23 protein-coding genes, 1 riboswitch and 1 other annotated feature are annotated in these 24,532 nt (G+C 39.6%); of the genes, 7 read left to right on the top strand and 16 right to left on the bottom strand.

What is annotated here, in order from left to right:
- Positions 1–60: 60 nt before the first annotated feature.
- Positions 61–239, bottom strand: a riboswitch (Lysine riboswitch).
- Positions 240–476: 237 nt separating this feature from the next.
- The 8 genes from uvrC to ACB089_RS06160 all read right to left on the bottom strand — a co-directional run bounded on the left by uvrC (position 477) and on the right by ACB089_RS06160 (position 10,254).
- Positions 477–2,264: an excinuclease ABC subunit UvrC gene (gene uvrC, locus ACB089_RS06195; RefSeq protein WP_374965692.1), complete on the bottom strand. Its 1,788-nt coding sequence runs from the start codon at positions 2,262–2,264 to the stop codon at positions 477–479.
- 315 nt (positions 2,265–2,579) lie between these two features.
- Positions 2,580–2,891: a thioredoxin gene (gene trxA / locus ACB089_RS06190; protein ID WP_004226420.1), complete on the bottom strand. Its 312-nt coding sequence runs from the start codon at positions 2,889–2,891 to the stop codon at positions 2,580–2,582.
- A 138-nt stretch (positions 2,892–3,029) separates the two neighbouring features.
- Positions 3,030–4,373, bottom strand: a complete 1,344-nt coding sequence (locus tag ACB089_RS06185) for an amino acid permease (RefSeq protein WP_374965691.1) — start codon at positions 4,371–4,373, stop codon at positions 3,030–3,032.
- Positions 4,374–4,564: 191 nt separating this feature from the next.
- Positions 4,565–4,797, bottom strand: a binding site (T-box leader).
- A gap of 269 nt (positions 4,798–5,066) precedes the next feature.
- Complete coding sequence (locus ACB089_RS06180; protein ID WP_368635671.1) at positions 5,067–6,044, bottom strand: electron transfer flavoprotein subunit alpha/FixB family protein; 978 nt, start codon at positions 6,042–6,044, stop codon at positions 5,067–5,069.
- 51 nt (positions 6,045–6,095) lie between these two features.
- Complete coding sequence (locus ACB089_RS06175) at positions 6,096–6,869, bottom strand: electron transfer flavoprotein subunit beta (protein WP_368635670.1); 774 nt, start codon at positions 6,867–6,869, stop codon at positions 6,096–6,098.
- A gap of 117 nt (positions 6,870–6,986) precedes the next feature.
- Positions 6,987–7,760: an enoyl-CoA hydratase gene (locus tag ACB089_RS06170; RefSeq protein ID WP_374965690.1), complete on the bottom strand. Its 774-nt coding sequence runs from the start codon at positions 7,758–7,760 to the stop codon at positions 6,987–6,989.
- Positions 7,761–7,774: 14 nt separating this feature from the next.
- Positions 7,775–8,356 carry a TetR/AcrR family transcriptional regulator gene (locus ACB089_RS06165; protein WP_374965689.1) on the bottom strand — a complete coding sequence of 194 codons (582 nt, stop codon included), beginning with the start codon at positions 8,354–8,356 and terminating at the stop codon, positions 7,775–7,777.
- 206 nt (positions 8,357–8,562) lie between these two features.
- Positions 8,563–10,254 (bottom strand): AMP-binding protein, encoded by a 1,692-nt coding sequence (locus tag ACB089_RS06160; RefSeq protein WP_374965688.1) that lies wholly within the window; start codon positions 10,252–10,254, stop codon positions 8,563–8,565.
- A gap of 459 nt (positions 10,255–10,713) precedes the next feature.
- Between ACB089_RS06160 and ACB089_RS06155 the strand changes: the two genes are divergently transcribed.
- The 6 genes from ACB089_RS06155 to ACB089_RS06130 all read left to right on the top strand — a co-directional run bounded on the left by ACB089_RS06155 (position 10,714) and on the right by ACB089_RS06130 (position 12,125).
- Complete coding sequence (locus ACB089_RS06155; protein ID WP_374965687.1) at positions 10,714–10,944, top strand: hypothetical protein; 231 nt, start codon at positions 10,714–10,716, stop codon at positions 10,942–10,944.
- Complete coding sequence (locus ACB089_RS06150) at positions 10,941–11,171, top strand: hypothetical protein (RefSeq protein ID WP_374965686.1); 231 nt, start codon at positions 10,941–10,943, stop codon at positions 11,169–11,171. Before ACB089_RS06155 ends, ACB089_RS06150 begins: the two co-directional genes overlap by 4 nt.
- Complete coding sequence (locus ACB089_RS06145) at positions 11,168–11,335, top strand: hypothetical protein (protein ID WP_374965685.1); 168 nt, start codon at positions 11,168–11,170, stop codon at positions 11,333–11,335. Before ACB089_RS06150 ends, ACB089_RS06145 begins: the two co-directional genes overlap by 4 nt.
- A gap of 78 nt (positions 11,336–11,413) precedes the next feature.
- A complete protein-coding gene (locus ACB089_RS06140; protein WP_374965684.1) occupies positions 11,414–11,623 on the top strand; it encodes a hypothetical protein in 210 nt (69 codons plus the stop codon).
- Positions 11,602–11,829, top strand: a complete 228-nt coding sequence (locus ACB089_RS06135; protein ID WP_374965683.1) for a hypothetical protein — start codon at positions 11,602–11,604, stop codon at positions 11,827–11,829. The genes ACB089_RS06140 and ACB089_RS06135 overlap by 22 nt, the downstream gene beginning before the upstream one ends.
- On the top strand, positions 11,826–12,125 hold the full coding sequence (locus ACB089_RS06130) for a hypothetical protein (protein ID WP_374965682.1): 300 nt from the start codon (positions 11,826–11,828) through the stop codon (positions 12,123–12,125). The genes ACB089_RS06135 and ACB089_RS06130 overlap by 4 nt, the downstream gene beginning before the upstream one ends.
- Before the next feature lie 33 nt (positions 12,126–12,158).
- Here ACB089_RS06130 and ACB089_RS06125 read toward each other — a convergent pair whose 3' ends face one another.
- From ACB089_RS06125 to zapA, 5 genes are read right to left on the bottom strand one after another with little or no spacing between them, the layout of a single operon-like run.
- A complete protein-coding gene (locus ACB089_RS06125; protein ID WP_068983927.1) occupies positions 12,159–12,572 on the bottom strand; it encodes a DUF350 domain-containing protein in 414 nt (137 codons plus the stop codon).
- 21 nt (positions 12,573–12,593) lie between these two features.
- Positions 12,594–14,960 (bottom strand): endonuclease MutS2, encoded by a 2,367-nt coding sequence (locus ACB089_RS06120; RefSeq protein WP_374965681.1) that lies wholly within the window; start codon positions 14,958–14,960, stop codon positions 12,594–12,596.
- 18 nt (positions 14,961–14,978) lie between these two features.
- Positions 14,979–16,688: a DNA polymerase/3'-5' exonuclease PolX gene (gene polX, locus ACB089_RS06115; RefSeq protein ID WP_374965680.1), complete on the bottom strand. Its 1,710-nt coding sequence runs from the start codon at positions 16,686–16,688 to the stop codon at positions 14,979–14,981.
- A gap of 59 nt (positions 16,689–16,747) precedes the next feature.
- Positions 16,748–17,287: a CvpA family protein gene (locus ACB089_RS06110; protein WP_068983929.1), complete on the bottom strand. Its 540-nt coding sequence runs from the start codon at positions 17,285–17,287 to the stop codon at positions 16,748–16,750.
- Between the two features lie 5 nt (positions 17,288–17,292).
- Entirely contained in the window at positions 17,293–17,553 is a 261-nt protein-coding gene (zapA, locus tag ACB089_RS06105; protein ID WP_068983930.1) for a cell division protein ZapA, read from the bottom strand.
- Positions 17,554–17,687: 134 nt separating this feature from the next.
- On the opposite strand from zapA, the gene rnhC reads away from it, so the two are divergent.
- Positions 17,688–18,614 carry a ribonuclease HIII gene (rnhC, locus tag ACB089_RS06100; RefSeq protein WP_374965679.1) on the top strand — a complete coding sequence of 309 codons (927 nt, stop codon included), beginning with the start codon at positions 17,688–17,690 and terminating at the stop codon, positions 18,612–18,614.
- A 205-nt stretch (positions 18,615–18,819) separates the two neighbouring features.
- Here rnhC and ACB089_RS06095 read toward each other — a convergent pair whose 3' ends face one another.
- The 3 genes from ACB089_RS06095 to pheS form a co-directional block, all read right to left on the bottom strand.
- Positions 18,820–20,787 (bottom strand): methyl-accepting chemotaxis protein, encoded by a 1,968-nt coding sequence (locus ACB089_RS06095; protein WP_374965678.1) that lies wholly within the window; start codon positions 20,785–20,787, stop codon positions 18,820–18,822.
- A 261-nt stretch (positions 20,788–21,048) separates the two neighbouring features.
- On the bottom strand, positions 21,049–23,466 hold the full coding sequence (pheT, locus tag ACB089_RS06090; RefSeq protein ID WP_374965677.1) for a phenylalanine--tRNA ligase subunit beta: 2,418 nt from the start codon (positions 23,464–23,466) through the stop codon (positions 21,049–21,051).
- A gap of 12 nt (positions 23,467–23,478) precedes the next feature.
- Complete coding sequence (gene pheS / locus ACB089_RS06085; RefSeq protein ID WP_068983933.1) at positions 23,479–24,516, bottom strand: phenylalanine--tRNA ligase subunit alpha; 1,038 nt, start codon at positions 24,514–24,516, stop codon at positions 23,479–23,481.
- Positions 24,517–24,532: the final 16 nt, after the last annotated feature.

The raw sequence follows: 24,532 nt of genomic DNA, 5'->3' as shown, positions 1-24,532 counted from the left end.
AGGCAGCCCTCACATAACGTGAAAGCTGCCTATAACATGTACAATAATAGTTACTTGCGCATGTGAGATAGCTCTCCGAAACGTTTAGAATCGACAGTTTTACATTTATTAAATGCAAAACCAGCACAGCATCGGAAACAACGATGCTCCACTTCGGCAAGCTCCCCTTTCATACATTGTCACTGGACTTGTTCGCCCTCTAATGTACTACTCTTGAACCTTGCACCTCTATCATCACTTAAATAGTGAATGTATTTAATTTTGCCTTAGCGAAAAAATTTGTAGTATATATAGTTGAAACATCTACAATAAGCTAAGGAGCCGTATATAACATTGCTATTTTAGATCAATGTTATATACAACCTTAGCATATGACTAATCCTTTGACAATGACTCTTGTTGAAAAGGAATTCCATCTGCATTCATTTCACCACCTTCAGAGATGGGAGTCTTCTATAGCTGACGCTTTGCTTTCGCTACAAAGAACGATCTGCTGAATGAAAATAGGCGTGAATATTGTTAGCTAGATTAGCAGGCATACCGGCTTCTTGTAACGCCAACTCACTTGCCTCACGGATTTTTTTGACAGAGCCAAAATGCTTAAGTAATTGCTGTTTTCGCTTTGGACCAACACCCTCTATATGATCGAGAACAGATTGAATGGCATGCTTCTCGTGCTGCTGTCGTAAGAAGGTAATGGCGAAACGGTGTACTTCGTCCTGAATTCGTTGCAGTAAATAGAATCCATCACTTGTGCGCTTTAACGCAATTACTTCAGGTGGGTCACCAAATAAAAGCTGTGACGTATTATGCTTTTCATCTTTTGCTAATCCGGCAATTGGAATGACTAGGCCGAGCTCATCTTCTAATACTTCTCGTGCGACTTCCATTTGCCCCTTCCCACCATCAATTAGTACTAAATCTGGCAAAGGTAAACCTTCCTTTAATACTCGTGTGTAACGACGCCTTATTACTTCCTGCATTGCCCCGTAATCATCATGTTTGGCAGCTGTGCGTGTTTTGTACTTTCGATACTCCTTCTTTGCTGGTTTTCCATCGATAAATACAACCATTGCAGATACTGCATCTGTTCCATGCATATGACTATTATCAAAAGCTTCAATTCGTAAAGGCGTTGAAATACTCATAGCTTCACCGAGTGCCTCACATGCGCCTATTGTTCGTTCTTCCTGACGTTCGATAAGTTGGAACTTTGCTGCTACAGCAATTTCAGCATTTTTAATCGCTAATTCTACAAGTTCTTTTTTTTGCCCGCGTTTTGGTGTTAGCACTCGAACATCAAGTAATTCCGTTAAAATATCCGCATCAATAGATTGTGGGATAAAAATCTCCTTCGGCTTAATGTGTTCTAACTTGTCGTAAAATCGGCCAACGAACGTTAAAAATTCCTCTTCTGCCTCTTGATAAATTGGGAAAATCGAGACATCTCGTTCAATGAGCTTTCCTTGACGAACAAAGAAAACTTGCACACACATCCAGCCCTTCTCGACTGCATAGCCAAATACATCGCGGTTCGTTGTATCACTTGAGACGATTTTTTGCTTTTGCATAACAGTGTCAATATGGGCAATTTGATCGCGAAACTCTTTTGCACGCTCAAACTCTAAATTTTCTGCAGCTGCAAGCATCTTTTCCTCGAGCTCCTTTTTGACCGCCTCAACACCACCATTTAAAAATTTCGTCATATCCTCAATCATATCGTGATAAATTTGGGCATCAATATCTTTTACGCAAGGTGCTAGGCATTGTCCCATGTGATAATACAAACAAACCTTGGAAGGAAGTTGCACACATTTTCGAAGCGGATATAAACGATCCAGTAGCTTTTTCGTTTCACTAGCTGCATAGGCATTTGGGTATGGGCCAAAGTATTTCGCCTTATCCTTTTTCACTTTTCGCGTCGTAATAAGACGTGGATGTTTTTCATTTGTAATTTTTAGATACGGATACGTTTTATCATCCGTCAGCATAATATTGTATTTCGGATCATGTAGTTTAATAAGATTAAGCTCTAAAATTAAAGCTTCTATATTGGAGGATGTCACAATATACTCAAAATCTTCTATTTCGCTTACAAGTCTCTGTGTTTTCCCTTCATGCGTACCAGTAAAATACGAGCGTACTCGATTTTTCAGCACTTTGGCTTTCCCAACATAAATAATGATTCCTTGCCGATCCTTCATCAAATAGCAGCCAGGCTGATCTGGTAAAATTTCAAGCTTTCGTTTAATTAAATCATTCATCGCCTACCTGCCCTCCTTTTTGTTAAAACTAGCGTTCGCTTTTTCTCTTTATTATATAACGAAAAAAAGCCGAGCACATCTTAGATGGCTCGACTTTTCTTTTCTTACAGGATCATTATGCCTCGGCATAATTCCGTGACATCTGCCGGAGGCTTTGGGCCAACGTGATGTTGGTCACTCAGTCGTCGCCACAGGACGTGGCGTTCTTAGACTGAGTTCCTCTATTTCAGCGGGGGTGTTTGGACATCCCTGAAAAGAGGTTAAATTCGCATTCATCTCCCATCTGTAGAGGTGGGAGACTTGTGCTGAAAGAAGTTAAGCATGTTTTGCGATAAATGCTTCTAACGCTTCTTTTGGTTGGAAACCAACAGTTTTGTCTACTAATTCACCATCTTTAAATAATAGTAATGATGGGATAGACATAATTTGGTATTGCGCTGCAGTACCTTGGTTATTATCTACATCTACTTTTACGATTTTAGCCGCACTACCTGCAGCATCCATTTCTTCAAGAACTGGCCCAATCATTTTACAAGGTCCGCACCAAGCAGCCCAGAAGTCTACTAGCACTAACCCTTCTTTAATATCGTCTTGGAAAGTTGCATCTGTTGCATGTACAATTGCCATTTGAAATCCTCCTTAAACTTACTATGCTTGTAGTATAGCATGGATAAATTCGCTAGAGCGAACAATCTGCCTAGTATGCATAATTTATGAAAAATTAGGTCGAAAAAGGTATTAGGTTGATTTGCTAATTAGCTAATTTTATTGAAAACGACCTTTATACACATAAGTTAACGTAATAAAAAGATAAATAGCTAATGTAATGCCTGTTACGATAATAGATGTTGTAAAAATAATACCAATCAGAATTGCACTTAACGCAATAATAGCGATCCAAGTTGTATAAGGGAACCATTTCACTGCATAGGCACTTGTTTTTTCCGGCTGTTGTTTACGCGATTTCAAATGCGCAATCGCAATAATTAACCAAATAAATAACACGGTGTATCCAAGTGAACCCATTAGGTAATCAAAGGCTTTGCTTCCCACAAATAAAGAAATGATTACGCCCATATATAACGCTAAAGTACACATCAATATAGCATATACTGGAACTTTTCTTTTCGATAAATGTGCAAAGATTTTAGGAACACGCCCGTCCACAGCTTGTGTATACAAAATGCGTGATGAACCATAAAGTCCGGAGTTCATTGATGAAATAATGGCAAGTAAAACAACAGCGTTCATAATATGGTCAGCACCAGGAATCCCAATCATTTTAAACACCATCACAAACGGACTTTCTGGTACCCCATTAACTTCATTCCAGGGAATCAAGCTAACGATAATAAAGAAAGGCAGTATATAGAAAGTCACAATGCGTACTAATGTACTGCGAACAGCTTTTGGCACTACTTTTTCAGGATTTTTCGTTTCAGCTAATGTAATACCAATAATTTCAGTGCCACCATAAGAATAAATAACGACAAGCATTGCAGCAATTAACCCCGTTGATCCATTCGGGAAGAAACCACCATGCTCCGTTAAATTAGAAAAACCAACAGCCGTATGATTACCAAAAGTAACAAGTAATAAAATTAGTCCCGCTATGATGAACACCACAATAACGGTAATTTTAATTAACGCTAGCCAATATTCTGTTTCAGCAAAAACTTTCACTGATAACAAGTTAATGGCTGTAACTAACACCGAAACGGCTAATGCAAGTATCCAAATTGGGTAATCTGGCAACCAATATTGAATAAAAATGGCCGCAACTATGGATTCTGCCGCAATATTCAAAACCCACATTTTCCAATAAATCCAATCTAGAAAATAAGCTGGGTACTTCCCTAAAATGTTTTGAACTAAATCTCTAAATGTTCTAGCCTCGCTATTACGGACTGCCATTTCTGCTAGACCTTGCATAACAAATAACAGAATAATACCACCTATTAAGTACGCTAAAAGTACGGATGGCCCTGCCATATCAATGGCTGCACTGCTCCCTTTAAATAACCCTGCACCAATGGCACCACCTAAAGCCATCATCGTAATATGTCGTGAGGTCATTGTTCTCTGTAATTTCTGATTATCCTTTTCCATTTCCTTACCTCCTAAAATGAACAAATATACTAAAGCGCTTTTTTACATCCGACAAGCGCTGGAGAGCCCGAAGCAAAAAGCAAGCGCTCCTCCACTTTTGCCTGAGGGATTAAAGTGACCTCGAGGATGTAGCACTTTAGCCTAAACGAAAATAAAAAGGCATATCGTCTGTTCCTTCATTATCAAATGAAAGAAGAGACGATATGCCATAGCAAACCGCGGTACCACTCTAATTGGTTCTATAAAAACCCTACTTAAAAACCTTGTAACGAAGGTTACTCGTCAAGTAAATAGAATAATCTGTTAATTCCACTTATCTTACCACTCCTAGGCAAGTTCAAAGTCTTATTGGACTGCGTTGCACCATCCCGCAGCTCTCTTCACCAAATAATGAGCTTTTACTACTCCTAATCTTTGCGTTTCAAAACATTATTTTCGAAAAATTTAAATATTACAAATCACTATACGGTCTAAAATTAACTCTGTCAACACTTTATTTTGCAATAACTTTAAAAACTCGAAAAATTCGAACACAAAAAAGCGGAGAAGATACATCTTCCCCGCACTAATATCAATTTCGCCTTGGCCTAATTGCGTCCGGATTTTGAATTGTGTCTGCACGATTCAAAATCCGTGACATCCGCCGGAGGCTTTATCTTCATTCAGCAAATTTGCTGAATGAAGATAATTTAATTATGCATTTACTTTTAACGCTTTAAATTCTTCAATTAGAAGAGGCACTACCTCAAATAAATCACCAACGATACCGTAGTCTGCAACTTTGAAAATATTCGCCTCTGGATCTTTATTAATCGCAACGATTACTTTTGAGTTTGACATACCAGCTAAGTGCTGAATTGCTCCAGAAATACCCGCTGCAATGTAAAGGTCTGGTGTTACTACCTTACCTGTTTGACCAATTTGAAGTGAGTAGTCACAATATTCAGCGTCACATGCACCACGTGAAGCACCAACTGCACCACCAAGTAAATCTGCAAGCTCTTTTAATGGCTCAAAACCTTCCTCTGATTTTACACCTCGACCACCTGCAACAACTACTTTTGCCTCTGAAAGATCTACACCCTCTGAAGATTTACGTACTACCTCTTTAATGATTGTACGAAGGTTTGTAATATCCACAGCAATAGAAGTTACATCTCCTGATTTACCAACTACTTTTTCTAATGGTGCAATATTATTTGGACGAATTGAAGCTAAAACCAAGCCGTCTTTTACTTTAACTTTTTCAAAAGCTTTACCAGAATAAATTGGACGGATGAATACAACATCATCACCTGCACCTTCAATTGACGTTACATCCGATACAAGACCTGCTTGTAATTTACTTGCAATTTTTGGCGATAAATCTTTACCGTTTGCAGTATGACCAAATACGATACCAGTTGGCTTTTCTTGCTCAATTACTGCTACTAAAGCTTGACCATAACCATCAGATGTATATTGTTTTAAATGTGGATGTTCCACAGTTACAACACGGTCAGCACCATATTCAAATAATGGACCTGTTAAACCTGCCACAGCATCGCCTAAAAGTACACCAACAACCTCACCACCATCTGCGATTTGCTTTGCAGCTGCAATTGCTTCGAAAGAAACATTACGTAAGCTTCCTTCACGAACTTCACCTAATACTAATACTTTTTTTGACATAGTATATTCCCTCCGTTACCCTTTAAGATTCGATTTGCATGTTCAGATGACTTAAACTACTTTAGCTTCTGAATGAAGTAGGTTTACTAGCTCTTTTACTTGAGCAGAAAGTTCGCCTTCAAGAACACGACCTGCTGCCTTTTGAGCTGGTAAGAAAATATCAACTGTTTCTACCTTAATTTCTACATCATCTTCATCGATATCTAAATCATCTAATTCAAGCTCTGCAAGCGGCTTCTTTTTCGCTTTCATGATACCTGGTAAAGATGGGTAACGCGGCTCGTTTAAACCTTGTTGAGCTGTTACTAAAAGTGGTAAAGATGTTTCGATCACTTCCGAATCACCTTCGATGTCGCGTACAATTTTCGCAGATGTTCCGTCAATTTCAAGCTTAGTAATTGTCGTTACATAGTTAATGCCTAGTAAATCTGCAACGCGTGGACCTACTTGACCAGAACCTCCGTCAATGGCAACGTTTCCTGTTAAAATTAAATCAGGATCTTTATCTTTTAAATATTCAGCTAAAATATATGCAGCTGCGTTTTGGTCTAATTCATCTAAATCATCTTCTGTATTAATCAGAACCGCCTCGTCTGCTCCCATTGCAAGCGCTGTACGTAGTTGCTTTTCTGCATCTTCGCCACCAATCGTAACAACTGTTACTTTACCGCCAGCAGCGTCACGCACTTGAATTGCCTCTTCAATTGCATATTCATCGTAAGGGTTGATGATGAATTCTGCACCATCTTCTTGGATTTTACCACCCGACACAACGATTTTTTCTTCTGTATCAAACGTACGTTTAATTAATGCAAAAATATTCATATATCCATACCTCCTGAAACGTTTTTTATTTCTAAGTAAACTTATAAATATTATATATTTTCAGTGTCGATAACGTCGATAACACTCTTTCAAGTCGCTATCGACACTGATGGAATATTATTTGCCAGTAAACACAGGCTCGCGTTTTTCAATAAATGCTTGAATTCCCTCTTTAGCATCTTCCGATACGAATACCGTACCAAAGGATTTTGCTTCAGCCTCAATACCTTCATAAAATGAAGCATGCTTAGCATATTGCAATGTTTGAATAGCTGCTTTTAAAGCAACCGGACTCTTCTTCGCAATTTTTTTTGCTACCTTTAGCGTTTCATCAAGTAATGCTTCATCTGCAAATGCACGATTCGCTAACCCCCATTGCACAGCTTCTGCACCAGAAATCGGCTCACTTGTAAACATCATTTCTGCAGCTTTTGCAACCCCTACGTATCGTGGTAGACGTTGTGTACCCCCGAAACCTGGAATTAGACCTAATTGTAATTCAGGTAGCCCTAATTTCGCAGTTTCTGCCACAAAGCGCAGATGACAACTCATCGCTAGTTCAAGTCCCCCGCCTAATGCGGCACCATGAATTGCAGCAATAATAGGTTTAGAGAACGATTCCACTCGCTCAAAAACTTGCTGACCATTGCTCGCTAGCTTCGTAAATTCATCCCCAGATTCAACCTCTGTAAATTCCTTAATGTCTGCCCCTGCTGAGAAGAATCGGCCTTCGCCATGAAGTACAAGGACACGTACAGAGTCATCGTTTTCTACGGCATCTAGCACAGCATTTACTTCGGTAATGATTCCGCGGGATAATGCGTTTGCTGGCGGACGTGCAATCGTAATAATTGCTACTCCATCTTCTACTTTCCAACTTAGAAATTCCATTTCTCCACATCCTTTTAAGCTTTAATGCCGTTCAGGATTAATGCCTGAACCTTTGGAACCTGTTCTATCAAATCATATCGATAGTCATTCATAACCCATGACGTAATGGTTTCGTCAATTGTTCCAAATACCATTTGACGTGCCAATCGTACATCCATCGTTGGATTGAACTCACCTGAAAGCATACCGTCGATTAAAATTTGATCAAGTAATTGTAAATACTCTCTTAACACCGAATTGATCTTTAATCGTAAATCTTTGTTCGATTGTCGTAGTTCCAATTGTGTGACGGTTGCTAGGTATCGATCTGTTGCTAGAACATTAAAATGATTTTCTATCATTCGTGAAAGTTTGTCTTTAGACGTACTTCCATTTTCTATTATATCTTGTAATGACTCTACAAAAACAGCCATTTTTTCATTAAAGACAGAAATTAATATATCTTCTTTATTTTTAAAATATAAATAGATTGTTCCATCGGCCACCCCTGCCTGTTTGGCAATCTTCGATACTTGTGCTTGGTGATACCCATTCTCTGCAATAACGATGACAGCTGCATCAATAATTTGCTTATATTTTGGCTTATCACGTTTCACCTTTATATCACCACCTAAAAAAACTTGCGTCGTAAACATTCATGCTCAATCACTATGTTCATACCTGCAATCTCAAAATTGTTTCACTAATGACTTGGAAGAATGTGACGTGTTAACCTAAAAAAAATATGAAAATATGAATGGTCATTCATTCATATTTTCATATTATATTTTACAACTTTACTTGTCAATACTTTATCACGTCTTTATTTTGCTTCTTTATTCGCCAATTTTGTTTTTTCTTCGTCCACTAAAGCTCGACGCAAAATTTTTCCAACGGCTGTTTTCGGTAGTTCATCTCTAAACTCATAATAGCGTGGAACTTTGAAAGCAGCCAAGTGTTGTCGGCAATATTTATTTAATTCGTCTTCTGTAATCGAATATCCTTCTTTTAAAACAATATAAGCTTTTACTGTTTCTCCTCGATATGGATCCGGTATACCGGCAACTATACATTCTTGGATTTCCTCTCGTTCATATAGTACTTCCTCTACCTCACGGGGGTAAATATTAAAACCACCTGCGATAATCAAATCTTTTTTACGATCAACGACATAGAAAAAACCTTCTTCATCCATATAGCCCAGATCCCCAGTTAAAAACCATCCATCTACGAACGCTGCTGCCGTATCTTCTGGCCGATTCCAATAGCCCTTCATAATTTGTGGCCCTTTTACAGCTATTTCCCCAACCTCTCCGACTGGAAGCGCCTCTGTATCCCCAGTACGTAAAATTACCGCATCCGTATTAGGCCAAGGTACACCAATTGATCCGATAACTCGTTTACCCCAAATAGGCGTACCATGTGTAACAGGAGAAGTTTCTGTTAATCCATATCCTTCAACCAGCTTTCCTCCTGTTACCGCTTCAAATTTCTCCTGCACCTCTACTGGCAGTGAAGCGGAGCCACTTAAGCATGCTTTAATGGACGATAAATCGTACTTTGTAATATCCGGATGATTTAATAAACCAATATATAAAGTCGGTGCACCTGGGAAAAGTGTTGGTTTTTGCTTTTCAATCGTTTTCAACGCTGTTTCTACATCAAACTTTGGTAAAAGCACCATTTTATTTTGCGTAACAACAGATAATAACATAACGGTCGTCATACCATAGACATGGAAGAATGGTAGTATGCCCATAATGGTTTCCTCACCATGCGCGCATTTATACATCCATGCATCACACATGGTTGTATTGGCAATTAAATTTTTATGAGTTAACATAACACCCTTAGGAAAGCCTGTAGTTCCCCCTGTATATTGCAGCAACGCAATATCTTCTTCAAAATCAAATGGAATATCCATCATTTTGATTGGCGTAGAACGCATAATTTCTGTAAATAGATGATTTTGACCACTATGTTCAACCTTTACACTAAAACCGTACTGCTTTTTTTGAATAAACGGATAAACTAAATTTTTGGGAAATGGTAAATAATCTTTAATGGCAGTGACAATTACATTTTCAAGTGCAGTTTCCTTTATGATTTTCATGACGCGTGGATATAAAATATCCATCAATAAAATAACTTTCGCACCTGAATCAGCCATTTGATATTGAAGTTCACGCTCAGTATAAAGTGGATTTGTTTGCACAACAATCGCTCCAGCGTACATTGCTCCGTAGTAAGCGATTACACTTTGCGGTGAGTTTGGCAGCATAATAGCCACACGGTCTCCCTTTTCTACCCCAAGAGCTTGTAAATAGTTTGCGAATCTAAGCGCAGACTCATATAGCTCTGTGTACGTCAAATCCTTACCCATAAAATGAATCGCCACTTTGGATGGATTCTTTTTATAGGCACGTGTCAAAAATTCTTGCACAGGAATTTCCTCAAACGTTAAAGACGATGGTACTTCTTCAGGATAATTTTTCAGCCATGGTTTTATTGTCATACGTTCACTCCCCTTTGTCCCAAACTTTATAAATACTTATTTTAATTATAATGAAAAAGAAATATAGTTTCAAACGCAAAATAGAAAATAAATGCATTTTCGATTAATTATTATGCGTTTTACAACATTTATATAACTGTATTTCTCAGGTTTTTGAATTTATATCCCTTATGAACACTCATTCATTCTTTCTTTTTTCATACAAAAGATTGAGGTGATATTCCTATATTCCAAAAATAATTTTTGAATGCTATCTTTTTAATAGATGAAAGAATATTAATAGATTTTAGTAGTATTTTGCGATGGTTTTGATTTGCTGATGATGTAACTTGATTTTTTCGAGGGGATTGTAGTCTTTTATCTAATTGGAGCGATTACACACTCAACCTGAGCAGTTTTTCTCTGGGCCAGAGCATTTCTTCACTCTTTTCCGTTGCTCTGACACTTCGATCCGACGCTTTGACACTTCTTTCCGTCGCTTTAGCTTTTCGATCCGTCGCCCTTGCCTCTTTCCGTCGCTTTGACTCCTCTTTCCGTCGCTCTGGCTCTTCTTTCCGTCGCTTTAGCTTTTCGATCCGTCGCTTTGACTCTTCTTTCCGTCGCCCTGGCTCTTCTTTCCGTCGTTCTGGCACTTCTTTCCGTCGCTTTAGCTTTTCGATCCGACGACCTGGCCTCTTTCCGTCGCTTTGACTCCTCTTTCCGTCGCCCTGGCTCTTCTTTCCGTCGCTCTGGCACTTCTTTCCGTCGACCTGGCCTCTTTCCGTCGCTTTGACTCCTCTTTCCATCGTTCTGACACTTCTTTCCGTCGCTTTGACTCTTCTTTCCGTCGCCCTGGCTCTTCTTTCCGTCGTTCTGGCACTTCTTTCCGTCGCTTTAGCTTTTCGATCCGACGACCTGGCCTCTTTCCGTCGCTTTGACTCCTCTTTCCGTCGCCCTGGCTCTTCTTTCCGTCGCTCTGGCACTTCTTTCCGTCGCCCTGGCCTCTTTCCGTCGCTTTGACTCTTCTTTCCATCGTTCTGACTCTTCTTTCCGTCGCTTTAGCTTTTCGATCCGTCGCCCCGGCCTCTTTCCGTCGCTTTGACTCCTCTTTCCGTCGCTCTGGCACTTCTTTCCGTCGTTCTAGCTCTTCGATCCGTCGCCCTGGCCTCTTTCCATCGCTTTGACTCTTCTTTCCGTCGTTCTGACACTTCTTTCCGTCGCTTTAGCTTTTCGATCCGTCGCCCCGGCCTCTTTCCGTCGCTTTGACTCCTCTTTCCGTCGCCCTGGCTCTTCTTTCCGTCGTTCTGGCTCTTCTTTCCGTCGTTCTGGCTCTTCTTTCCGTCGCTTTAGCTTTTCGATCCGTCGCCCTTGCCTCTTTCCGTCGCTTTGACACTTCTTTCCTTCGTTCTGATACTTCTTTCCGTCGCTTTAGCTTTTCGATCCGTCGCCCTGGCTTCTTTCCGTCGCTTTGACTCTTCTTTCCGTCGTTCTGACACTTCTTTCCGTCGCTTTGACTCCTCTTTCCGTCGCCCTGGCTCTTCTTTCCGTCGCTTTAGCTTTTCGATCCGTCGCCCCGGCCTCTTTCCGTCGCTTTGACTCCTCTATCCGTCGCTCTGGCACTTCTTTCCGTCGCTTTAGCTTTTCGATCCATCGCCCTGGCCTCTTTCCGTCGCTTTGACTCTTCTTTCCATCGTTCTGACACTTCTTTCCGTCGCTTTAGCTTTTCGATCCGTCGCCCTGGCCTCTTATTGTCGCTAGATACCCGAGCAGCCCTTCTCTTTACCCATCAATATAAAAAAAACGCATCCTCTCAAAAGGATGCGTTTTCTTACTTAAATGGTCATCATATAGTAGACACCGACTGCCAAAAATGCGATGCAGACAACGATTAGTATTTTTGCTAATTTTTCCATGTCATTACACTCCTATGCAATACTTGCCCCAATAACAAACGATAGACCGACTGAAATAGTAAAGGATATGAAGCCGACTGAACGATTATCATTTGCGATTTCTTGATCAACATTAAAACGTGGTGTCATAAATTCAAATAAGAAATACGCCACAATAAGTAATATAAAACCAAATAGACCCCAGCCAATCATTTCACTTAAATTACTATGGCGTGCAATGGAAAAACGAAAAATATTACAAATCCCTAGTATTTTTCCACCTGTTGCAAGCGCCACAGCGATATTACCATTTTTAATTTCTTCCCAATTTTTATATTTCGTAACGACTTCGAATAATGCCATCGAGACGACTAAACATAACACAACTACACTAAAATATCCTGCCGTTTCGATAATTGGATATCGCCAAAAGTTAGAATTCAGCATTTTCTCCGTCCCCTTTACAGCTTATTTCAATTCCACAACCGTGACGCCGAAGCCCCCCTCACCGGCTTCACCAAAACGGAAGGATTTTACACGCTTATGCTTTTTCAAATAGGTTTGAATTCCTTGACGTAATGCGCCTGTACCGACACCATGAATAATTGACACACGCCCATAATTTGCAAGTAAGGCATCATCAATATATTTTTCTGTACGTATAATGGCATCTTCAAATCGCTCGCCACGTAAATCTAATTCTAATTTTACTTGGCTATTGCGATTTTTCACACCCGTAATACGTTGCACAGGTTCCTTTTCTGGTTTAATGTACTCTAGATCACTATCCGAGATTTTCATTTTCAAAATTCCCATTTGGACAACCCATTCGGAATTCGATACTTTTTCAAGCAATGTACCCCGTTGACCATAGCTTAACACCTTTACCTCGTCTCCGACAACTAAGTTTTGTGCACGGGCCTTTACTTGTGCTGCTTTTTTCAGCACTTTATTGTTTTCAAGCGGTGTAGCTTCTTCCAATCGTTTACGAGCTTCGATAAGCTCATGCTCCTTGACAACTTGGTCTGCATTTTTGCGCATTGCCCGAAGATCCGCAATAATTGATTCTGCTTCTTTTTTTGCTTCATCAACAATTTTACGAGCTTTTTCTTTCGCTTTTTTATCGAGTGCTTCTTTGCGTTCTTCGTAAGCAAGTACTTTTTCTTGCAGCTCTTTGCGTAGGTCTTCAGACTCCATCAGTAATTCACGAGAGCGTTCTGCATCATCTTCAGATTGGCGACGAGTCGCTTCAAGTGAAGCAATCATTGACTCTACCTCATGGCGATCTGTGCCTGTAAAGCTTTTTGCGCGATCAATAATCGACTCTGGTAAGCCAAGGCGACTTGAAATTTCAAATGCATTCGAGCGACCTGGTACACCGATAAGTAGACGATATGTTGGACTCAATGTTTCAATATCAAACTCCACACTTGCATTGGCAACCCCTGGACGATTATAGCCGTATGCTTTTAGCTCAGGATAATGCGTCGTCGCCATAACACGGGCGCCTCTACCATGTACTTCATCTAAAATGGAGATGGCAAGAGCTGCCCCTTCCTGAGGATCAGTCCCAGCCCCTAATTCATCAAATAGTACTAGTGACTCGTGATCAAACTTTTGTAAGATGTCTACAATATTGACCATATGGGATGAGAATGTTGACAGTGATTGCTCAATGGACTGTTCATCTCCAATATCCGCAAAAAGCTGCTTGAAAACGGCTAGCTCTGAACCATCAAGTGCAGGCACTGGTAACCCTGCCTGTGCCATTAATGTACACAGTCCAACTGTTTTTAAAGTCACAGTTTTACCACCAGTGTTTGGTCCTGTAATTACAACGGCCGTAATGTCTTTCCCAAATTCAATATCATTGGCAACTGCAGTTTCGATCGGTAAAAGTGGATGACGTGCACGCACAAGTCGAATATAGCCATCGTTATTCATTTTAGGCATTGTACATTTGTTCGCTTGACCGTACTTGCCTTTTGCTAAAATGACGTCTATTTCACCTAGTACTTTTACTAGGTTAAATAAATCAGGCGCTACTTCCTCTACCATTGCACTTAAAGCTAGTAAGATGCGTTCAACCTCAGCTTGTTCCTTCATTTTTAATCGATGAATTTCATTATTCGCTTGGACAACAGAATCTGGCTCGATAAATAATGTTTGACCAGAAGATGATTGGTCATGCACAATTCCACCATAATGATGACGATACTCCTGCTTAACTGGGATAACAAAGCGATCATTACGAATCGTTACAAGTGTATCTGAGAGCATTTTTGAAGCATTGCTCCCACGTGTAAGGCTTTCAAGCTTAGAACGAACTTTAGCCTCCTCAGCGCGCAAAGATTGGCGAATTGAACGCAAAGTTTGGCTTGCAGAGTCTAGCACTGAGCCGTTGTCATCAATACAGTTATTAATTTCATGCTGCAAACCTGTCAAAACAGGCATTGAATCCTTTTTGGCGATGAAATGGGGAATCTCAATCACTTCTTCTGATTCGATATCTTCAATAAAATTGCGAAGAATTCTACTAGCTCGAATTGTACTTGAAACTTCCATTAATTCTATCGCTGAAAGCATGCCACCAATTTGTGCACGTCTCGCAGCTGGTCGTACATCAAAAATACCACCCATCGGCACATTGCCTTTTACACGTAAAATAGATAGTCCTTCATCCATTTCTTCTAATAATTGTACAACTTTTTCATAGTCTGTTTGTGGTACAAGCTCATCAATGGCTGATTTGCCAATTGATGAAGTACAGAATGTAGCCACTTGCTGACGTACTTTATCATATTCTAGTGTTTTCAATGCGCGTTCTGCAATCACTGAGAACACCTCCTCAACCTATTTATTTCGTCGAATAAACGCTTCAAATTGTTCTCGCGTCCATGTATTTACAATCATATCCTTTTTCAACCATGCTCTGTTTGCGTAGCGCACCCCTATATCCATAAAGCGTAAATGAGCAATATCATGGGCATCTGTATTGATTGCTACGGGCACGCCGGCAGCTAAAGCCATTTCTAAATGCTCAACACATAAATCAAGACGATAGGGATTCGCATTTAACTCTAAAATTTTACCATATTCCTTTGCCCAAGTAATTAATTGCTCCATATCAGGATTATAGCCATTACGATCCTCAATAATGCGACCAGTTGGATGTGCAATCATATGAACATAAGGATTTTGCATCGCCGTAAGTAGACGCGCCATAATTTTTTCCTGCGATTGTGTAAAGCTTGAGTGAATGGAGGCAATGACAAAATCTAATTTTCTTAGCACTTCATCTTCAAAATCGAGAGAACCATCTGGCAAAATATCCATTTCTGTCCCTGCATATAAATGAAAATCTGCATGCGCTTCATTAAATGCCTCTATTTCAGCTCGTTGCTTTTTTAAACGCTCTGGTGTTAAGCCGTTCGCTACTTTTAAAAATTGTGAATGGTCAGTAATAACGCTATATTGATAGCCTCGCTCTATCAATGCCTCGCCCATTTCCGCTACAGAGTACGCACCATCAGACCATGTCGTATGCATATGCAAATCTGCATTAATATCCTCTAGTTTTACTAGACCTTTAATGTCTTTCGTTTTGTCAAATTCCGTTGTACCTGTGCGCAAGCTAGGCGGGATAAATGGTAAATCAAAATGCGCAAAAAATTGCTCTTCATCCTTAAATGTCAATACGGTACCATTTGCTTGCTCTACGCCATATTCACTAATCTTTTCACCACGGGCTTTAGCAATTTGGCGCATGCGAACATTGTGATCTTTCGAGCCTGTGAAATGATGCAAGGCTGTTGCATATTCAGCATCTTTCACTAATCGAAAATCTACGCTCACTGGCTCTTCTAGATCTAAAATAACTGAAATCTTTGTATCACCAGCTGCCACTACCTCTTGGATAGAAAGCTCATTCAGTAATTTTTCACGTACAGCTTCAACTGCTTCAGTGACAACAATAAAATCAATATCTTTACTTGTTTCTGCAGCACGGCGGAAGCTTCCAGCAACAGAAAAACGTTCCACTTCTTCCATACTACTTAGAAGTGCTTCAATTTGTAAAACGACAGGTTCTAGCTGCCAAATCGGTAACCGTTCTGAACGATTTGCTAAATTTGCAAGCTCTTTTAATATTTTTTCTTCAGTTTTTGCTGCAAAGCCTGCTAGTTCACGAACTTTGCATGACTCACAAGCAGCCTTTAAACTTTCCGCAGAATCAATGCCTAACTCTTGATGAAGCTTGGCTATTTTTTTACCGCCTAAGCCTGGAAGTTTTAATAATGGGAGCAACCCTTTTGGTACAATTTCCTCTAATTCTTTTAGTAGGCTTGATTCCCCAGTTGTCATTAAATCCTCAATAACAGCAGCTGTTCCTTTACCAATGCCTTTAAGCTTTGTTACATCCTCCATCTCGCTTAACGAGCGCTCGTCTCCTTCAAGTGCAGCGGCAGCTTTTCGAAAGGCAGACACTTTGAATGGATTTTCCCCTTGTAATTCCATATACAATGCAATTTTTTCAAGTGTGCGAATAATTGTTTTTTTGTTCACCCAGAATTCCTCCTATCGTAAAAACACTTCCCTCAAAACCGAGAGAAGTGCACAGTTTGCTATTGCATATAAATATACCACCAGTCTTGGAACATATTTGTAATAATTGGTGTATGCTCCAAAATGAGACCACTTAACAACGACTTCGACATTAAACTTTGGATACCATCAACTGGCAATAAAGCAAGGATGTATAGCAAAATAAACATAATTAAATAGTTTTCAATTATGCCAAACAATGCTCCAAGCCAACGATTCACTGTGCCTAACACAGGTAAATACGCTATAAAATCAAAGATCGATGCAACAATTTGCAATGTAATTTTCACCGCAAAGAAAATAACAGCAAAGGCAATGACTCGGTAAAAAGTACGGTCTACATCCAGGCTATCGATCGCTATCCCAAGACCACCTGAATCTGTTACACCTGGATACGGTACCCAAAACACAAATTTTTGTGCTAATGGTTTATAATAAATATACGCAACAATTAGGGCAACTACAAAGCTAACGATGTGCATCATCTGTACGATGAAACCACGTTTTGCTCCAACGATGAGCCCGGCAAATAGCACCACTAATATGATTAAATCTAACATTCACTTCAACCCTTTAATTTTTTCAATTCTTCTTCTAGTTGCTCTATTTGTTCTTTTAATAGTAAATAATCATGAACGGTATTTACTGCTGTCAGAACGGCAAGCTTTGTGCTATCAAGTGAGGGATTATGTACATTCATTTCGCGCATACGGTCATCAACAATCGAAGCGACAAGTCGCATATGTCCAATGGATTCAGAACCGACCATTTTATATGTATGACCATAAATTTCCACAGAAATTTTATTCTTTTCTTGATTTTCCATAGTCGCACCCTCCTTTAAAGTCTTTGTGCACACAATTTTTTTGATTATGTGCAGTATCACACAAAAAAGCTATTTATTATCATACCATGAAAGGTATAAAATTGTGAACAATGAGGACAGAAAGGAACGATTAAATGTCAAATATTGTACTTTTATTATCAACAAATTTGCAAAAAGAGGTGATGTCTTTCTATGCAAACAATTTCGTGGAACGTAAAGCACCTGGTGTAATCTTTGCCGCAAAACTCCCAGATACCGCAATTACGATGTATAAATCAGGTAAATTAATGTTCCAAGGGGGAGGGGCTGAGCGTGAAGCTGCACGTTGGGGCAACATCGAAATAACAAATACACAGAAATCATCAGCAATCGGAGCAAAGGGTGATGTTCTGCCAGATGGCTTTGCTTCGATGTCGGTGCTAGGTTCAGACGAAACTGGTACTGGTGATTATTTTGGTCCAATTACAGTTGCCGCAGTATATGTGCCTGCTTCAAAAATTGAGCTAGTAAACGAACTAGGTGTCAAGGACTCAAAAATGTTAACAGATGATTATATGCGTAAAATAGCTCCCGATTTGCGTGCCACTTGTGTTCACAGCGTGCTAGTACTACGCAATGAAAAATATAACGAATTACAATCCCGAGGCTACTCTCAAGGTAAAATGAAGGCCATGATGCACAATAAGGCACTTAAAAATGCACTGTCAAAAATGGCACCCGAAAAACCTGAACATATTTTGATAGATCAGTTTGCTGAACGTGGTGTCTATTACAATTACTTAAAAAATGAGCGAGAAATTGTTCGAGATGATGTACTATTTTCTACGAAAGCAGAACAATTACATGTTTCAGTAGCAACAGCATCGATATTAGCTCGTGCGGCGTTTTTAAAAGAAATGGACCGACTAAGTGAGATTGTCGGTACTGAGTTATTGAAGGGAGCTTCAGCAAAGGTAGATGCATTAGCAGCACGTATTTGGCGTGGGCAAGGTGAAGAATTTTTACGATCCGTTACAAAATGGCATTTTGCTAATACAGAAAAAGCGAGGAAAATGAAATAAAAGAAATTTTAATCAGTAGGGTTTTCTGTTATTCTCCACTGATTATTTGTCTTACTTTTACGAGCAGTTAATTTGAGATAAATCTGGTCTTAAATAAAAAAATTTCGCTAAACTCCAGCGGATTACAAGTTTATACGACTTGCCATCGACTGTAGTTAGCGAAATTCTTTGTATCAAAAATTTATCATGATCTTTTTAGAAGTCTTTAATATTTAAACTGTTGAATCGTCCGTTGAAGATTTTCAGACATGTCAGCAAGCGCTTCAGCTGATGCTGCAATTTCTTCCATAGATGCAAGCTGTTCCTCTGTTGCAGCGGAAATATTTTGTGCACTTGCTGTATTTTCATTTGTTTGCTCAAGCACCGTTTCAATCCCCATTGCCACTTGATTGGCATGTTGAGAAATGACTTTAGATGCCTCCGAAATTTGTCCTATTTCATATGTTACACTTTGTACATTCGTACGAATCTCTTCAAACGACTTTCCTGCCATATTTGTTACATCAATACCCTTCACGACCTCAGCTGAACCTGCAGCCATTGATTCAACTGCCAGCCCTGTATCTGCTTGAATCCTTGAAATAATTTCCTTAATTTGTAGTGTAGATTGTGCAGATTGTTCAGCGAGCTTTCGCACTTCGTCAGCTACTACCGCAAAGCCTTTACCTTGCTCACCTGCACGGGCAGCTTCAATTGCTGCGTTTAAAGCTAATAGGTTAGTTTGTTCAGCAATTTGAGTGATGGCCTCCACAATGTCTTCAATTTCGTGAGAACGCTTGTCTAATGTTTGCACTGTCTTTTCAAGGGTTAGTACAGTATTTTGAATCATAGTCATTTGTTGAACGGCCGTTTGAATAGTCTCATCACCACTCAAAACAGCATCCATAGCTTTATTTGACATCTCATTAACAGCATCTGCTTTTACCGAAATACGCTGAATGGATGATGACATTTCTAGTACAGAACTGTTACTGTCATTAATTGTTTCTGCTTGTATATCAACCGTCTCGGCAAATGTTTGAATGGAATCAACGATTTGCGATGTAGCTCGTTTATTTTCTGTAGTACTTGCCGTCAGTTGCTCCGATGATGCAGCCAACTGATTGGATTCCTCACCAATGTTACCAACTACTTCACGTAAGGATTGAATCATTTTATTGAATATATTCGCCAACTTGCCTATCTCATCTTGTGTTTTAACTTCGATGAGATTGCGCAAATCACCATTCCCTACCTGCTCAGCTACTGTAGACAGCTCATTTAGAGGTCGAATGATTGTTCTAATAATGACAGCACCAATGATTCCAAATATGATAAGAGCTATGACAATAACCGTCATTGTGTTTATTAATATTGGTTTTGTGACAGTTGCTACATCTGCTAAATCCATTGTGCCAATAATTTTCCAACCTGTTAGTTTATTGGTAGTGAAGAATACTTGATACTCTTTTCCATCTTCCTCAATGAAAAAGCTACCCTCTTCTTTTCCTTGCATCTTTTCTATATAGGACTTTTTAAGCTCCGATCCTACCTCTGCCTGTGGATCGGCAATAATAAGATTATTGGCATTTACTAATGAGGCGTAACCATTATCACCAATTTCCACTGTTTTTACAAGATCGGAAATTCCCTCTAAATTTAGGCCAATAGAAAGAACCCCTGACTGGTCCTGTAATCCAGCTGAAACTGCTAGTATTAATTCCCCTGTAATAGTTGATTTATAAGGATCGACCATTACTCCCTTGCCTGGCGATTCTATAGCCTTTAAGTACCATGGTCGGGTAAATGGATTATAATCTGCTGTAGGTTTAACGTATGGCTCACGTAAAAATTTATGCCCTTCAATCGCTAAATTAACAACAGAAACATTGCTATGTAATGCATTATATTTTTCTAATTCCTTTAAAGCTTCTGCATCTTGCACATTCTTATTAAAAAAATTAGCTAAATACTCCGTATCGCTAAGTATAGGTGATATCTCATCTGAAATTAATGTATTTAATAATTTTACATTTTTACGTGAGCTATTACTTAACTCCTGTTGATATTGGTCGGACGCCTTCATATATGAAAACGTACCAATAGCAATGCTGGGGATTAAAAGTATTAATGTGAACGCCCATATTAATCGTGTTCTTACTGAAAGGCTTCTTTGTTTTCGATGATTTTTCAAAATAACTATCACCCCGTAGTAAAATTTTCTATCCAAGTTCTACTATACACAAAATAAATAATAATTAAATAATAATTATCATTTTTTTGTTATTTCTAGCAATTATCAAAACCAAAATATAGAAAAACACTAAGAATATCTACTCTCTCGTGCCCTCTTTCACTCATACTTTAGTGCGGACTATCTATGTAATAGATATATGAAGTTACCCAATCAAACAAAAGCTGCCTCATTACGAGACAGCTTGTAATAGTAATTAAATTAACGTACTTCTGTACCTTCAATTGTTGCAATGGCTTTTAACACCTTATTATGTGCTGCAACAACCTCTTCGTCTGTTAATGTACGCTCTGGATCGAAGTATGTTAGGGAGAATGCAACTGATTTTTTACCAGCTTCCATCTTTTCACCTTCATATAAGTCGAATACACGAACATCTTTCAATAATTTCACACCTGCTGAACGAATAGCCGTAATGACTTCTCCAGCCGTTGTTGCACGACCCATGATAAGTGCAATATCACGAGACATAGCTGGGAAACGAGGCACTGGCGTATAGGCAAGAGGTGCTTCTTTAGCATTAGCATTTAATAATGCTACTAGGTTCATTTCCATTACATAGGTGTCTTTTACACCCCATGTTTTTTGTTCTGCTGGATGTAAGCCGCCGATAATGCCGACTTGTTCACCATCTAAAAGAATGCTAGCTGTACGTCCTGGGTGTAAACCATCTACTTCAGCTTTCACAAATGATATACGATCCTCTAAACGTAGCTTACCGATAACACCTTCTACGATTCCTTTTAAAACGAAGAAATCTACCGCTTTTTTCTCGCCCTGCCAAGCATGATCTAGCCATTTTCCTGTTAAAACTGCTGCCACATGCTCTTCCTCATATGGTTGCCCTTCTTCTGATTGACCGAGGAAAACTGAACCGACTTCATACAATGCTACAGTATCAGCCTTACGCGCAACATTATAAGCAGCCGCTTCAATTAAATGCGGTAGAAGACTTTGACGCAGTGTTGAACGTTCCTCACTCATCGGCATTAGTAAACGTGTTACCGGCTCCGCTTTCAATGCAAAACGTTGTGACAACGCTTCAGATGTTAATGAGTACGTTACAGCTTGATAAAGACCTGCACCCTCCATGAAATTGCGCACTACGCGACGATTTGCTTGGTATGGTGTTAGACGACCTACCTGGTTTGCTCCTTCTGGTAATGTCATCGGAATTTCATCATAACCGTATAGACGAGCAATTTCCTCTACGATATCTTCTTCAATTTTAATATCTTGACGACGTGTTGGGGCATCAACGATCAATAAACCATTTGCAGCTTCTACACCAAATTTAAGACGCTCTAAAATAGACAGCATATCTTCTAATGAAATTTTCATACCTAAACGTTCATTGATAAAATCTGGAGAGACAACAACACGTGCTGGTGATTTATCTAGTTCATCCACGATGCATGTTCCTTCTAACACTTCACCACCAGCTAATTCAGCTAGTAGTGCAGCAGCACGTTCTGCAGCAGGTAACACACGGTTAGGGTCAACACCCTTTTCAAAACGAGCTGAAGCATCTGAACGGAGCCCAAGATGACGCGATGTTTGGCGTACAGTTAAGCCGTCGAAGTAAGCAGATTCAATAACAACCGTTGTAGTAGATTCAGTTACTTCAGAGTTTGAACCACCCATTACACCTGCGATAGCTACTGGCTCTTTACCATTTGTAATAACTAAATCTGTCGCTTTTAATGTACGTTCTTGGTCATCTAATGTCGTGATTTTTTCACCCTCTGTTGCTTTACGAACCACGATTTCGCCAGTCGCTAGGCTATCGTAGTCAAAGGCGTGAAGCGGTTGACCATATTCCATTAAAATATAGTTCGTTACATCGACAACATTGTTGTGCGGGCGTACCCCTGCCGCCATTAGACGATTTTGTAGCCACATTGGTGATTCTGTAATTTTTACGTTTTTCACAACTTTTGCAACATACATTGGATTTGCTTGTAAATCTTCTACTCGAAGTTTTAACATGTCTTCAGCTTTTTCAGAAGATGTACTATAAGAAATTTCTGGATACTTTACTTCCTCTGAAAAAATTGCACCGACTTCATACGCCACGCCTAGCATTGACAGTGCATCTGAGCGGTTTGGCGTTAATCCAAGTTCTAATACTGTGTCACGTAGACCTAAAATAGCAAGGGCATCCGAGCCGACTTCAGCATCAGCAGGAAGTACATAAATACCTTCAGAATATGCTTTAGCAACAAGTTTTCCTTCAATCCCTAGCTCTTGCAATGAACAAATCATACCGTTTGATTCATGTCCACGAAGTTTTGCCTTTTTAATTTTAATGCCACCTGGTAAATGTGCACCTGGACGTGCCACAATAACTTTTTGACCGGCATCGACATTTGGAGCACCACAAATAATTTGTTGTGGCTCAGCTTCACCTACATCCACTTGGCAAATATTTAATTTATCCGCTTCAGGATGCTTCTCTTTTGATACAACATAGCCGACAACAACTTTATCCATTCCTTTAGCTCGATCAATTACTGCATCTACCTCAATCCCAGAGCGCGTAATTTTTTCAGCTAACTGTTCAGGCGCTAAGTCCTGTGTATTTACATAATCTTTTAACCATTCTAATGATACTAACATTTTTTATCCCCCTTACGCCTCTGTTCGCTCGAATTGTGATAAGAAACGGGTGTCACTTGTGTAGAAATGACGAATATCGTCGACACCATATTTCAACATTGCGATACGTTCTGCACCGATACCGAATGCAAAACCTGAAACTTTCTTCGGATCATAGCCAGCCATTTCAAGTACATTTGGATGTACCATACCTGCACCTAAAATTTCAATCCAGCCTGTACCTTTACATACGTTACATCCTGAACCACCACATTTGAAGCAAGAAATATCCATTTCAACAGACGGCTCAGTGAATGGGAAGAAGCTCGGACGCAAACGAATTTCACGGTCATCACCAAACATTTTTTTCGCTAGAGTATCTAATGTACCTTTAAGGTCACTCATTCGAATATTTTCGCCAATAACTAACCCTTCAATTTGCATAAATTGATGTGAGTGAGTGGCATCATCGTTGTCACGACGGAATACTTTCCCTGGACAAATAATGCGTATAGATTCACCTTTTTTCGCTTCCATTGTGCGAGCTTGCACCGGAGATGTATGCGTACGCAATAATATTTCCTCGGAAATATAGAACGAATCCTGCATATCACGAGCAGGGTGTCCCTTCGGCAAGTTCAGTGCTTCGAAGTTATAGTAATCCTTTTCTACTTCGGGACCTTCTGCAATTTCATAGCCCATACCGATAAATAAATCTTCAATTTCTTCAATAACGCGCGTTAGTGGATGACGATTTCCAACCTTAATTTCACGGCCAGGTAAAGTGACATCAATCGACTCACTTGCTAATTTTTCAGCAATTGCCGCTTCTTCTAGTACAGTCACTTTAGCTTCTAACACAGCCGTTACATTTTCACGAACCGTGTTCACTAATGCACCCATTTTCGGGCGTTCCTCTGCTGATAATTTACCCATCCCTTTTAATAAATCTGTGATAGGTCCTTTCTTTCCTAGATACGCTACTCGCACATCATTTAACTCTTTTAAATTTGCTGCCACTTCAATTTTAGCAAGTGCTTCTTGCTCTAACTGCTTTAATTGCTCTTCCATGTATATACCCTCCTTG

Source organism: Lysinibacillus sp. RS10, assembly GCF_041956855.1.
GTDB classification, from domain to species: Bacteria; Bacillota; Bacilli; order Bacillales_A; family Planococcaceae; genus Lysinibacillus; species Lysinibacillus xylanilyticus_A.
This window is presented reverse-complemented; position numbering and strand designations above follow the sequence as displayed.